We start from the raw sequence: 12423 nt of genomic DNA, 5'->3' as shown, positions 1-12423 counted from the left end.
GTCCGATCTGGGTCATGGTCATGACGGACTTTGCATGCGCGAGCCAGAGCGCCTCCTCGCGCGTAGCCGACTCGGCCAAGCATCCCCAGGGTCAGGCCTTAAACGTTAAGTTCAAACCTGACCCTCGCGTCCGTCACGCAAGACCTGACCCTCGCGTCGAGCAGCCCGCCAGGCAACAGGGTCACGCCAGGCGCCCTGAAATTCAGGGCTCCCCCTGTGTCTTGCTGGTTCCATCTTCGCCCCCGAGCTCCGGACGCCTCACCCGCACACCCCCACCTTCCCCGTGCGCTCCCTCACCGCCTCACTCGCGTCCACCTCGCCCACCACTCCCTTGGCCTCGATCCGGAAGTTCCGGCGCTTGGGCGAGCGGGCCGGGTCCGTCGCGGAGTCGTCGCGGTCGCAGGCGATCACCCACCGCTCGCCCACGCGTGAGATGACGGTCACGTTTTCCAGCAGGCAGTGGCCGTCTGCGGGGCTGCTGGCTGCGGGGGCCGGGCTGGTGAGCACGCCCAGCATCCGCGCGGTGGCGCAGTTCTTGTCGTCCAGGGCGAGGGTCACATTCGCCATCCGGATCGTGGACATCTGCATCACCCCGTTCAGCAGCTGATGCGATGAGCCCAGCGGCACGGCGATGCCCGCCAGGGTGAGGATGCCCACCCAGGCGAGCACGACGAAGGCGCGGGGTCGGCTGAGCTGCTGAAACGCACCCAGGCCCACGCCATTGGCAAGGGAAGCGAGCACGAAGCCGGCTGCGAGCAAGCCCCACAAGGCGGGCGCCGGGGCGTGCTGGGGAAGGTCCGACGCCGTCAGCAGCGCCAGGAACAGCAGCAGTGGGCCTACGCACATGCCGGCGTAGGTGAGGACGAAGAGCAGCCGATTGAAGAAGGCCCCAAGCCGGCTTCCCGCCGGGGGCTGTGCGTTCGATTGCGGCAGGGGATGGGTGGTGAACTTCCAGCACAGGATCCCTGCCGCGGCAGCGCTCACCGAGAGCGAGCCCCAGCGCAGCCACTCGCCGATGAACAGTCGAGGCAGGGCCCTGGTGGCAAACCACACCCAGGCAACGGCTCCCATCACGAAGGAGAAGAGGAACACCCTGCGCCACTGCCGGGCCTTCGGCAACACCTGACCCTCGGCACTCCGATGGAACCAGTGCTTGAGGTAGCCGTGGGGGTCTTCCGCCTGGAATGTCAGCGCCACGGCCAGCGGCATGACCCACAGCACCAGAAAGGCCAGCGCAAAAAACAGGGCGATCAGGGCGACGACGACGGCCAGGGCCCCCAGGCTCGACAGGCTGTCCAGGGGGATGGCGCCCGCGTTGATGAAGTACAGGGCGGTGATGAGCAGGCCCAGAAAGGTGCCGGCCTTGGCCGCCGCCTGCCCATGCGCTTCGAGCAGCTGCTGGGCCAGGCGAAGGCTCCGCAGCTCCGGCGTCTGCCCGGCTGGCGGGCTCGCCTGGGGGGACGATTCATCCATAGGCGCTGACTCCCTTGTGCAGTGAATGGTGGTGCGAGCGTAGCGCCGCCCGGGGCGCGCATCCAGCAGTGTCACCCGCTCCGCCGAACTGCCCCGCTGAATCCGCGCCTGCCGGCTTGGGTTAGCATCCCTCGCCATTCCCCAGCTCCCGCCCCGTCATGAGTTCCCCCGCCATCGACAGCAGCGCCGCCCTCCTGGACTGGTTCCGCCGCAGCGGCGTGACCGGGCCGCTGGATGCCTGCGAGGGGCCGTTTCCGGCGACGGGGGTGTCGCTGGCGCGGTGGTCCCGCCGGCAGGCGGACGGGGGCGTGAAGCCGGTCAGCCCGCATCCGGGCAGCTACCGGATCGCGGTGATGCTGGAGCCGCTGGAGTCGCAGATCTGGGTGGGGGACCAGGCCATCTGGGGTGGGGTGATCGGGGCCAATCGCTTCCGCATCTGCGCGCCGGGCTCGCCGGGCCGCTGGCGGCAGCTGAGTGGCTGCGACATCGTCAACCTCTTCGTGCCGGTCCAGACGGTCGAGCGGCTCAGCCAGGCGGCCGGTCTGCCCGAAGGCATGGGCCTGTGTGACACCCCCTTCTCGGCGGACCGCCAGGTGCTGGACCTCACCTGGAAGATGCTGGACGCCAAGGCCTCGGCCGGCGCGCTGGCTGCGCAGTACTGCGACGGCCTGGCGACGGCCCTGCTGTGCTATCTGCTGGAGCGCCATGGCGGCTCGCGCCAGGCGCCGGCCGGCAAGGGCGCGCTGGACGGCGCGCGTCTGCGCCGGGTGCTGGCCTTCATCGCGGACAACGTCACCCGCGAGATCCCCATCACCGAAATGGCCCGGCACTGCGGCATGAGCGAGGCGCACTTCTCGCGGGCCTTCCATGCGGCCGCCGGCCTTCCGCCCCACCAGTACGCGATGAAGCTGCGCCTGGAGCGCGCCTGCGAGGCGCTGACCGGCAGTGAGGACCGCATGGTGGACATCGCCCTGGAGCTGGGCTTCAGCAGCCCCAGCCACTTCTCCCGGGCCTTTGCCCAGCGCTACGGCATGCCCCCGGCACGCTACCGGCAGTTGCATCGAAGCAAGACCTGACCCTGGGACTTTCCCTCAAAGCTGCTGGGAAGCAGCAGGACGGTGCAAGTTGCGCAGGAATTGAGGCGCCGCGCCGCGGCCGATTTCCAAGAATCGCGCCGTGAGCGCCATTGATGGCGACGGCCCGGCACCCCGGGCGCGTCTCGATGCGCGCTGGCCGCCGCCCGACCGGGGCGGCGCCGCCGCAGCCGCCCATCCGGCGGCTGCGCCCCGCCGCCGAGGCACAAGAAGGCCGCCCGGCGATGCCCATGCCAACACCGAGAGAGATCCTCATGCCCCCTATCCGCCCGATTGTCCGAGCCGCCGCCGTGGCCTGCGCCGCGACCGCCGCCTTGCCGCTGCTGGCCCAGGAGGCGCCGCCCGAGGCGTCGCAGAAACTGGAACGCGTCGAGGTGACAGGCTCCCGCATCAAACGCCTGGAGGCGGAGACGGCCTCGGCCATCCAGACGCTCACGCGTGAAGACATCGCCAAATCCGGCGCCCTGACGGTGTCCGACGTGCTGCGCAACGTGGCCGCCGGCAATATGGGCGGCATCTCGAGTGACGGGCCCATTGACACCACCTTCGGTGCCGCCGGCATCTCCCTGCGCGGCCTGGGCGTGGGCTCGACCCTGGTGCTGATCAACGGCCGGCGCGTGGCGCCCTTTGGCTTCGGCACCGCCTCCTTCGTTGACACCAATTCCATCCCCGTCGACGCCATCGAGCGCATCGACGTGCTGCTGGACGGCGCCTCCGCCATCTACGGGGCGGATGCCATCGGCGGCGTGGTCAACATCATCCTGCGCAAGAACTTCGAAGGCCTGACGGGCAGTGTCGACGCGGGCGTCTCCAGCCATGGCGACGGCGGCAGCAGGAGCTTCGCCTTCACCTACGGCCGGGGCCAGCTGAGCCAGGACGGCTACAACGTCTTCGCCACGCTGTCGCACCGGCAGCAGGACCCCGTCCGCGCCACGGACCGCCAACGCACCCGCGACGGCGACTTCACCCGCTTCGACCTGTACGACGCGCGCTCGCCCTACTACCGCAACGTCTATCGCCTGACGCCCACTTCGGGCCCCTACAACAGCAGCGCCAACTTCATCGCGCCGCTCACCGGGCTCGACACCCCTTGCACCCCGGCCGTCAGCAGCAAGCCCAGCCTCAACGGCCGCTGCCTCAACGACAACACCGAGGCCGTGAACCTCGTGGCCGGCTGGCGCTCCGACAGCCTCTACGGCGCCGGCGTGCTGGCCCTGCCCAAGGGCTTCGAGCTCTTCGGGGACCTCTCGCTGACCCGCAGCCGCTACCACACCCGCAGCTTCAGCTACGGCTCCAATGCCTATGGCTACTACACCTACGACCTGGTGGACAAGCTGGGCGAGTACGGCAATGCACCGGGGGCCCAGGTGAACTACCTGATCCTGCCGGCGGGCCATCCGCAGAACCCGCTCAGCAGCGGTGACGTGGGCGTGCACTACCTGTTCAACGACGTGCCCTCGACCATGGCCAGCGACACCCTCAACCAGCGCTACACCGCCGGCATCCGCGGCGAGTACGCGGGCTGGGACGTCGAGGCCGCGCTGATGCTGTCACGCGCCCGCACGAACACGACCCTGGTGGGCTTCCTGCAGGACGCGGTGCTGACCAGCGAGGTGCTGGACGCCAAGGGCAAGGTCCGCAACAGCTTCATCCTGGGCAATGCGGCCGCCAACGATCCGGCGCTGATGGCCCGCCTGTATCCGCAGATGGTCAACAAGGGCACGAGCAGCACCGACACCCTGGACCTGCGCGCCAGCCGCGAGCTGTGGGCGCTGCCGGGCGGCAAGCTGGGGGTGTCCGTTGGCGCGGAATACCGCCGCGAGAAGGTGGACGCGGTGCCGGACGCGCTGCTGTCCTCCGGGGCCATCTCCCTCTACAACTCGCAGGGCGCGACCGGTTCGCGCCGGGTGAGTGCGGTCTACGCGGAGGCCGTGGCGCCGTTGCTGAAGACCCTGGAGCTGTCCCTGGCCACGCGCATGGACGACAACAGCGACTTCGGCCGCTCCAGCACGCCCAAGCTCGGCCTGAAGTGGCAGGTGCTGCCCCAGCTGCTGCTGCGCGGGACCTACGCCGAGGGCTTCCGCGCGCCCACGCTGCCCGAGCAGCACATGGGCACGCAGACCTACTACATCAAGGTGCGTGATCCCAAGCGGTGCCCCAGCTACGACGCCGAGAACCCCGATTGCGTCCGCTACGTCGTCGGTGTCTACGGCACCTCGGGTGACCTGCGCGCGGAGACCTCCAAGAGCCACTCGCTGGGCCTGGTGCTGCAGCCCACGCGCAACAGCAGCCTGGCCATCGATGCCTTCGACATCCGGCGCAAGGGGGAGGTTACGTCCATGAGCACCGACTACCTGCTGGAACACGAGGCCGAGTTCGCCGACAAGGTCGTCCGCGGCGCGGCCTCGGGTCAGATCGACAAGATCTTCCTGACGGCCACCAACCTTGCCGAGACCCGCGTGCGGGGCCTGGACGTGGAGGGCCGCATCCAGTGGGACCTGCCCGCCGACAGCGGTCGCATCACCTTCAGCGGGACCTACAACCGCCTGTCCAGCTACGAGCAGGCCCAGGCGCCGGGCGCCGAGCTGCGGGACAACGCGGGCTTCTACCTGATGCCCAAGGAGCGCATGCGCTTCGGCCTGGGCTGGAGCCGCGGCCCCTGGCAGCTGAACCTCAACTGGAACTACACGGGGGCCTATGCGCAGGTCGCGGACGCCACCGTGAACTGCAGCTATGCCTCGCAGGGCACGCCGCGCCCGGACTACTGCCGCATCAGCGCCTGGACGACCGCCGATGCCTATGTGTCCTACCGCGGCTTCAAGGACCTGGAGCTGAGCCTGTCGGTGCGCAACCTGGAGGACCGGGCCGCGCCCTTCGACGCCGACCGCATCGCCTACCTCCAGGGCTTCAACCCGGCCTATCACAACCAGCTGGGGCGCTTCTTCCAGCTGGCGGCGAAGTACCGCTTCTGGTGAGGCAGGCCGCTGCCGCGCCTCACTCGGCCACGCCGGTGGAGGCCGGCGGCGGGCGCTCCCAGCTGTACAGGCCGGCGGCCGTGCCCAGGGCCAGGGCCAGCACCAGAGGCAGCACCCGGGCCAGGCGGTGGGTGGCCTCGCCGGTCTTGCGGGCCACGCCGGGGGAGGCCGCGTCGAGGCGGCCCCGGAACGGACGCAGCCGGAACATGGGCCGGATCAGCCGGTGCCGGCGCAGGCCCTCGTGCACCGCGATCGCCAGCAGGTGCAGCGCCAGCAGCCCGTAGACCGCCCAGGCCAGGCGGTGGTGCCAGGCGGTGAGCTTCAGTGACAGCGCCTCCGACACCGCCTCCGCATACGGCCCCGTGAACGCGATCTCGTCATTGCTGAACAGCCCAGTCAAGACCTGACCCCCGAGCACGGCGAGGATGGCGAAGACGGCCATCGCGCCCAGCGGGTTGTGCCCCACGCCCTGCCAGCGCCCCTGCAGATAGTCCCGCAGCGAACGCGGCGAGGGCAGGAACTGCCGGAAGCGCGAGGTCGGCGAGCCGAGGACGCCCCAGGCCAGGCGGAAGCCCAGCAGCCCCGCCACGACGGCGCCGGCGCGGCCATGCCACACCATGGCGTTGCCGCCGATCCAGGCCGTGGCCAGCGCGGTGCCGACGCTCAGCAACAGGGCCAGGTGGAAGAGGCGCAGGGGCAGGTCCCAGACGGTCGGCGGGGCCTGAGCGGCCGGCAGGCGCTCGGGTGTTGCGGTGGCGGCCTGCGCGGGAGGCGCCTGCGTCGCCACGGATCCAGGGGGGCCGAGTACCGTGCTCATGCCGCCTCCCTCAGGGCTGCGCCGGCTGCGCGCCCGTGGTCCCGGCCGCCCGCGGTGGCGGCGCCTGGATGTGCTGCACCTGCTGCCCGCCTTCCTGCTCGTAGTCCTCGGAGCCCGTGGCGCCGGCCACCTTGAAGCCCTTGGACGTCAGCAGGTCGCCGGCAGCCCCGGCGCGCTGGGCGTGGTTGGAGACGGTCAGGATGACGCGGTCGCGCGGCAGGTAGGCCAGCTGCTTCTCCAGGTCCTTGTGCTGGATGTTCAGGAAGGCGGGGAAGGAGCCGTACTTGATCAGCTCGTCCGGGCGGCGGATGTCCAGCACCAGCAGCTGCTCGGGGCGCGCCAGCAGGGCGTCCACCTGGGCGCGGCTGAGGCGCTGGGTCTGGTACTTCCACGCGGGCGCGGAGGCCGCCGCGGCAGGCGCAGGGGCGCTGCCTTGCGCATGACCGGCCAGGGGCAGGCCCAGCCACAGGCCCGCCAGCAGCGCGGCTGCAGGGGCATGCCGGCGGCGTGCGGGCGCGGGGGAGCGATGGGGGGCGTGTTGCATGGTCGTGACCTTTCTGTGATGTGAACGCCAGGCCCGCAAGCAGGGCCCATGCCACGCGCCATGTGCCGGGCGAGGAAGCTCATGCGTCCCGCAGATGTGAGGCCGGATGCCCGCCTTCCCTTCGCTGCATGGATGGGCGCGAGCTCCCATCGCTGGCAAGACCTGACCCCGCGAAGCACGCGAGACGTCCTGGCCCGCGGCGAGGGTGCTGCCAATCCAGCAGGGTGGATCCGGGTGCTTGAAATGCAGCACCGGCCGGCTGCATTTGCAGCGCGCACTCTGCCGGGGCCGCCCGGTGCGGTGCTCGTTGCGGGGCGGCACGGACACCGCTCCCCCGCAGCGATCGCCCTGGCGAGGCCGGCTTCTGCGCTGCGGGCATGAGCTTGCTCGGCTTTCCATCCGGGTACAGCGCTTGCGACGAGAGGGCGTCACTGTCCATCCGTACGCAGGAAATCCAGAAATGAAAGCACGACAACAACGATACGCGGCTTCCCGCTCCGCTCCCTTCGCACCGACGCCCCTTGCCCTGCTGTTGAGCCTCGTGGCCCTGCCGGCGCTGGCCCAGCAGGCTCCGGCGACGGCAGCCAACGCCGAGGCCCCCGCCGTCGAGCAACGCCAGCTCGAAGGCGTGACGGTGCGCAGCCGCAACCGCATCGAGAAGCTGCAGGACGTGCCGCTGTCCGTCTCCGTGGTCCAGGGCAATGAGCTGGAGCGCCTCAATGCGACGGACATCAACAGCATCACCAAGCGCGCCGCCAACGTCGCCTGGAACCTGGGCAACCAGCGCACCAGCAGCATCTCCATCCGTGGCGTGGGCAAGGTGGGGCAGACGGAGGCGCAGGATCCGTCGGTCGGGCTGATCGTCGATGGCGTCAACTACGCCTACAACGCACTGAGCTCCAGCTTCGACTTCATTGACGTGGACACCGTCGAGGTCGCCCGCGGCCCCCAGGGCACGCTGCTGGGCAAGAACACCAGCCTGGGCGTGATCAACATCACCACGCGCCGCCCCAGCTTCACGCCCACCGCGGACTACAACGTCAGCTTCAGCCAGCGCGACGGCGTGGCCGGCTGGGTGGCCGCGGGCGGGCCCGTGGTGGACGAGGTGCTGGCCTGGCGCGGCGTGGTCTCGGTCAATCGCCAGAAGGGCGATCTCGTCAACGCCTTCAACCGCGACAACACCTACACCAACACCGACCGCGTCTCCGGCCGCGTGCAGTTCCTGTTCAAGCCCAGCAGCGACTTCAGCGCGCGCCTGGCACTGGACGCCCAGCCCCGCGCGGCCGAGGCCACCAATGGCCGCACCATCAACACGCCCACGCCGCGGACCTACAGCAATGGCACGGCCACCAATCTGCAGACCGACAGCGGCACCAAGCTCGGCCGTCGCTGGTTCACGCAGAACACCGGCTTCACGCAGGACGACTTCTACTACGGCGGCAAGACCGGCAATCTGGTCAACAACGACGCCGCCCGCCCGCTGGTCACGGGCAGCCATGGCGCCACGGTGGACCTGAACTACCGCCTGGAGAGCGGCCACCAGCTCACCTCCATCAGCGCGTACAAGGACTACCACTTCAACGCCGTCAACGACGAGGGCACGCCCTTCGACATCCACCGCAACTCCGGCGGCTTCTGGAACGACTACAAGCAGTGGAGCCAGGAGCTGCGCGTCAGCTCGCCGCTGGGCGGCCTGCTGGACTACCAGGCCGGTCTCTACCTGATCAAGGTGAAGAACGACGCCGAGTACCAGAAGATCTGGGGCACGGACGCCGGTGCCTGGTATGCCAACGATGCGCAGTACAAGGCCCTGGACGCCGACACCTCGGGCCGCCAGCTGCTGGCGGACTCGCTGGCCAACCTCAACATGGCCTTCAACTCGCCGGCCGGCCAGCAGTACATCCGCAACACCAGCACGGCCGTCTTCGGCCAGGGCAACTGGCACCTGAGCCCTGAGCTCACGGTGACCACGGGCCTGCGCATCACGCAGGAGAGCCGGCGCAACACGGCCTTCTCGCTGATCAAGTCCAATGGCTCGGGCACCGACCTGAACCCGGCGGCCGTCAACGGCATCGCGCTGGGCGGCTTCCTCAACAGCGCCAAGGGTGAGCTGGATGCCACGAACACGGCGACCCAGCTGGGCACCGCGGACCGCGTGGCCCAGCTCTACTTCGGCAAGGCTGTCACGGCCACGCCGGGTGCGGCCTATGCGAGTCTCAGCGCCGCCCAGAAGCAGCAGGTCGCCTATGCCAAGGCCATCCGCGCCTCACAGGTGGGCGTGATCTTCAACCCGGTCGAGGCCGAGCCTTACAAGGCCACGCAGCCGGCGCTGGTCATCAGCCCCAGCTACAAGTTCAACGCCGATGCCACGGGCTATCTCAGCTGGCAGCATGGCGAGAAGGCAGGCATCTCGCAGGTGGTCAACGGCGTGTCCTTCAAGGTCGAGCCCGAGAAGACCGACAGCTTCGAGCTGGGCCTGAAGTCCGCCTGGCTGAAGCGCACGCTGATCGTCAATGCCGACGTCTTCGTCAGCAACATCAGGAACTACCAGCAGTCGGTGCGCATCGTCGATGAGTACACGACGGCGCTGAACAACAACGGCCAGTTCGCCTACACCAGCGCCACCGGCAATGTGCCCAAGGTGCGGGTCAGCGGCATCGAGGTGGACGCGGTCTACGCGGGCCTGCCCTTCACGCAGATCCGCGTGGCCGGCGCCTACAACCTGGCCAAGTACCGCAGCTTCCCCAATGCCGCACAGCCGGTGGAGAACGGCTACGCGGGCGCCTCGCCCTACCGCGACCTCAGCGGCCAGCCCCTGGCCGGCGCGCCCAAGCTGAGCTTCAACATCGGCGCGGACTACCGCCGCCCGGTCTGGGGCGACAAGGAGTTCCACACCAGCGCCAACGTGGCCTTCACGAGCAGCTTCTACTCGGACAACGCGCTGTCCAGCTACTCGGTGATCCCGAAGGCCTGGGTGGCGGACTACGCCATCGGCCTGGGCCGCCGCGACAAGAGCTTCGATGTGAGCCTGGTCGTGAAGAACCTCTTCAACGACAAGACACCGTTGTCCAAGACCTGGAACAGCTATGCGCCGGCCATCCCGCGCACGGTGAGCCTGGTCTTCACGGGCAAGGTGTGAGGAGGGGCGCCGCGGCTGCTCCGGCCTGGGGGCCGGGCTTCGCGGCGCTTGGACCGGAGGACTGAAACACGACAAGGAGGTGCGGCCGATCTGCAGGGCCAACAAAAAAGGGAGCGGTGGGGACCGCTCCCTTGTTCTTTCTGGGCCCGCCGTGGCGTGATCAGTCGACGACGCCGTGGCGGTCCGCCTGCACCTTGCCCGTCACCTGGTAGGTGCGCACCTCGGGCGTGATGGGCAGCATCTGCGCGTCCCAGGCTTCCCAGGCCTGGCGCAGGGCCGCCAGGCGCGCCGGCTCGCGCTGGGCGAGGTTGGCACGCTCGCGGGCGTCCTGGTCCAGGCGGAAGAGGAACTCGTTGCCGCGGATGCGCAGGTACTTCCAGTCCCCGCTGCGCAGCGCGCGCTGGCCGCCGGCCTTGTAGCGCCAGAACAGTGTGCGCTCGACGGGGGCGGCCTGGCCCAGGACCTGCGGCAGCAGGTTGCGGCCGTCGCTGGGATAGGCCGCATCGGGCGCCGTGCCCGCGGCGGACAGCAGGGTAGGCAGCCAGTCCATGCTGATCAGCACCTGCTCGCTCACCTGGCCAGGCTTCACGCGCGCGGGCCAGCGCAGCAGGGTGGGCACGCGGATGCCGCCTTCCAGCAGCTCGGACTTCTGGCCGGAGAAGGGCCAGGTGTTGCTAAAGCGCTCGCCGCCGTTGTCGCTGGTGAAGACGACGAGGGTGTTGCGGGCCAGGCCCTGCTGCTCCAGCGTCTCCAGCACGCGGCCCACCGCGGCGTCCAGTGCGCCGACGATCTCGCCGTACTTCTGCAGGCTGCCGCCGTCCGTGTGGCTGAGGTTCTTGAGCTTGCGCGAGACGGCCTCGTCCCCCGGGCCTTCCCAGGGCCAGTGCGGCGCCGTGAAGTGCAGGGAGAGGAAGAAGGGCTGCCGCGCGCTCTGCCGCTTCAGGAAGCCCTGCGCCTTCTCGGCGATGAGGTCGGTGTAGTAGCCCACGGCCTCGACCGGCGTCTCACCTTCGTAGAGCCCCGGCGGCAGGTCCGCGCCCACGCCGGCCTTGTGGGTGAAGTAGTCCACCGCGCCGCCCACATTGCCGAAGAACTCGTCGTAGCCGCTCTTCAGGGGCCCGAACTTGGGCAGCGAGCCCAGGTGCCATTTGCCGATCAGGGCCGTGCGGTAGCCCTGGCGCTTGAGCAGCGAGGGCAGGGTGGGGTGCTCGGGCGGCAGGCCCAGCTGCTCGCCGACCCCGCCGATGGGTTCCTCCAGGCCGCCGCGCAGGCGGTACTGGTAGCGGCCGGTGATCAGGCCGAAGCGCGTGGCCGAGCACACGGCCGAGTTGGCGTAGCCCTGGGTGAAGCGGATGCCCTGGCTGGCCAGGCGGTCCAGGTGGGGCGTGGCGAAGTCGCGCTGGCCGTAGACGCCCAGGTCGGCGTAGCCCATGTCGTCGGCCAGGATGAAGACGATGTTGGGCGGTGCCTCAGCTTGAGCCTCGCTGGCGCTTGGCAGGGCCGAGCCCAGGGCCAGGCCGCCGAGGCCCTGCAACAGGCGGCGGCGTTGAGAGGGGCCTTGAGAGGGCGGGGGACGGTGTCGAGACATGGATGGATCTCCGGGGTCAGGTCTTGCGTCAGGTCTTGCCTGAGGGGTTTGGAAAACAAAACACCCCCGCGGCACGCAGTCCGGCGGGGGTGTCGGGAGGAGGGGCTTACTTGGCGAAGTTCACGTCCAGCACCACATGCACCTCGTCAGCGCCCTGCGAGGCGCACTTGATGCGCTTGATGGCCGGCGCCAGGTACTTGAAATAGGCCTGCGGGCCGGACTGCGGGACCACCTCCACGATCTGGCTGCCGCGCAGCTTGATCAGGGTGCGGACCGTCCCGGTGATGCCCACGCGGTCGAAGGCATCCTCCAGCGCCTGGGCGATGGTGGCCTGGTAGCCGGGGCAGGCCAGGGTGATGTCCTGCTTGACCGGCTCCGGCTTGGCCACCACCGGCGGCGGGGCGGGCGGGGCCGGCGGCGCGATCTCCACCGGCGCCCGGGGCGGCTCCGCCTGCGTCTGCGTGATCACCGGCGCGGGCGAGGGCGGCACGGCGACCTCGGGGGGCGGCACAAAGGCGGGCGGCGGCGGGACCTCGCTCTTGACGATCTCCTTGATCTTCTCGACCCGGGGCGGCGGCGGCGGTGGCAGCTCGACGATCACGGCCGCCTCCAGCGGCTTCTTGACCACGTCGATCACCTCGCGGGCCAGTCCGCTGGCAATGGCATAGCCCAGCAGCACATGCAGGCCCACGACGATGGCCAGGCCGGTGCCGGGCTTGCCGCCGGGCGTCTGCAGTCGCGGGGTGGATTCACGCAGGGGATGGAAGCCGCCGGGCGGCAGGATGGCGCTCAT

General features: G+C 69.8%; 8 protein-coding genes. 3 read left to right on the top strand and 5 right to left on the bottom strand.

Features of this window, described 5'->3' with window-relative positions; genetic code table 11:
- Positions 1-258: 258 nt before the first annotated feature.
- Positions 259-1548, bottom strand: a complete 1290-nt coding sequence (locus tag O9Y01_RS04055) for a hypothetical protein (RefSeq protein WP_269630200.1) — start codon at positions 1546-1548, stop codon at positions 259-261.
- An 83-nt stretch (positions 1549-1631) separates the two neighbouring features.
- Between O9Y01_RS04055 and O9Y01_RS04050 the strand changes: the two genes are divergently transcribed.
- Together O9Y01_RS04050 and O9Y01_RS04045 are read left to right on the top strand one after the other, a co-directional pair.
- On the top strand, positions 1632-2549 hold the full coding sequence (locus O9Y01_RS04050; RefSeq protein WP_269630199.1) for a helix-turn-helix domain-containing protein: 918 nt from the start codon (positions 1632-1634) through the stop codon (positions 2547-2549).
- A gap of 272 nt (positions 2550-2821) precedes the next feature.
- Entirely contained in the window at positions 2822-5542 is a 2721-nt protein-coding gene (locus O9Y01_RS04045; protein ID WP_269630198.1) for a TonB-dependent receptor plug domain-containing protein, read from the top strand.
- A gap of 19 nt (positions 5543-5561) precedes the next feature.
- Here O9Y01_RS04045 and O9Y01_RS04040 read toward each other — a convergent pair whose 3' ends face one another.
- Both O9Y01_RS04040 and O9Y01_RS04035 read right to left on the bottom strand, forming a co-directional pair.
- Entirely contained in the window at positions 5562-6359 is a 798-nt protein-coding gene (locus O9Y01_RS04040; protein WP_269630197.1) for a cytochrome b/b6 domain-containing protein, read from the bottom strand.
- A gap of 10 nt (positions 6360-6369) precedes the next feature.
- Positions 6370-6903, bottom strand: a complete 534-nt coding sequence (locus O9Y01_RS04035; RefSeq protein WP_269630196.1) for a rhodanese-like domain-containing protein — start codon at positions 6901-6903, stop codon at positions 6370-6372.
- A gap of 460 nt (positions 6904-7363) precedes the next feature.
- Between O9Y01_RS04035 and O9Y01_RS04030 the strand changes: the two genes are divergently transcribed.
- A complete protein-coding gene (locus O9Y01_RS04030; RefSeq protein ID WP_269630195.1) occupies positions 7364-10042 on the top strand; it encodes a TonB-dependent receptor in 2679 nt (892 codons plus the stop codon).
- A 160-nt stretch (positions 10043-10202) separates the two neighbouring features.
- Here O9Y01_RS04030 and O9Y01_RS04025 read toward each other — a convergent pair whose 3' ends face one another.
- Together O9Y01_RS04025 and O9Y01_RS04020 are read right to left on the bottom strand one after the other, a co-directional pair.
- Entirely contained in the window at positions 10203-11474 is a 1272-nt protein-coding gene (locus O9Y01_RS04025) for a sulfatase family protein (RefSeq protein WP_442952715.1), read from the bottom strand.
- A 262-nt stretch (positions 11475-11736) separates the two neighbouring features.
- Positions 11737-12423 (bottom strand): energy transducer TonB, encoded by a 687-nt coding sequence (locus O9Y01_RS04020; RefSeq protein ID WP_269630193.1) that lies wholly within the window; start codon positions 12421-12423, stop codon positions 11737-11739.

The organism is Pelomonas sp. BJYL3, assembly GCF_027257975.1.
Classification (GTDB): Bacteria; Pseudomonadota; Gammaproteobacteria; order Burkholderiales; family Burkholderiaceae_C; genus Roseateles_B; species Roseateles_B flavus.
This window is presented reverse-complemented; position numbering and strand designations above follow the sequence as displayed.

What these genes read in the sequence shown, in the direction of transcription:
- O9Y01_RS04040 (WP_269630197.1), bottom strand. Translation starts at nt 6,359, where the DNA reads ATGAGCACGGTACTCGGCCCCCCTGGATCCGTGGCGACGCAGGCGCCT.
- O9Y01_RS04050 (WP_269630199.1), top strand. Translation starts at nt 1,632, where the DNA reads ATGAGTTCCCCCGCCATCGACAGCAGCGCCGCCCTCCTGGACTGGTTC.
- O9Y01_RS04025 (WP_442952715.1), bottom strand. Translation starts at nt 11,474, where the DNA reads ATGGGCTACGCCGACCTGGGCGTCTACGGCCAGCGCGACTTCGCCACG.
- O9Y01_RS04035 (WP_269630196.1), bottom strand. Translation starts at nt 6,903, where the DNA reads ATGCAACACGCCCCCCATCGCTCCCCCGCGCCCGCACGCCGCCGGCAT.
- O9Y01_RS04020 (WP_269630193.1), bottom strand. Translation starts at nt 12,423, where the DNA reads ATGAGCGCCATCCTGCCGCCCGGCGGCTTCCATCCCCTGCGTGAATCC.
- O9Y01_RS04045 (WP_269630198.1), top strand. Translation starts at nt 2,822, where the DNA reads ATGCCCCCTATCCGCCCGATTGTCCGAGCCGCCGCCGTGGCCTGCGCC.
- O9Y01_RS04030 (WP_269630195.1), top strand. Translation starts at nt 7,364, where the DNA reads ATGAAAGCACGACAACAACGATACGCGGCTTCCCGCTCCGCTCCCTTC.